Source organism: Paeniglutamicibacter sp. GQ140, assembly GCF_059759235.1.
This window is the reverse complement of record NZ_JCAXDW010000037.1, coordinates 1-385: the sequence shown is the minus strand read 5'-3', so window position 1 is coordinate 385 and position 385 is coordinate 1. Positions and strand designations below refer to the sequence as shown.

Annotated in this window: 1 protein-coding gene; it reads left to right on the top strand. The window is 64.9% G+C overall.

Annotated elements, in window-relative coordinates; genetic code table 11:
- Positions 1–385: integrase core domain-containing protein (locus AC6CHY_RS19960; protein WP_498228064.1), on the top strand; the 385-nt coding region annotated here is incomplete at both ends.

Sequence of the window (385 nt, the reverse complement as noted above, 5' to 3'; positions counted from 1 at the left end):
CCCGGCTACGCCTACCTGCACAACGCCGTCGATGACCACTCCCGCCTGGCCTACACCGAGATCCTCGCAGACGAGCGGAAGGATACCGCCGCCGGCTTCTGGGAACGGGCGAACGCCTACTTCGACTCGGCCGGGATTACGGTCAAGCGGGTCCTAACCGACAACGGGTCCTGTTACCGGTCCCACGCCTTCAGGGACGCCCTCGGACCGGAGATCAAGCACAAGCGCACCCGACCCTACCGGCCCCAGACCAACGGCAAGGTCGAGCGGTTCAACCGCACCATGCTCGAGGAATGGGCCTACGCCCGGCCATACAGCTCGGAGGCCGAACGCGTGGCCGCTTTTCCGGCGTGGTTAGACTATTACAACCACCGTCGAGGACACA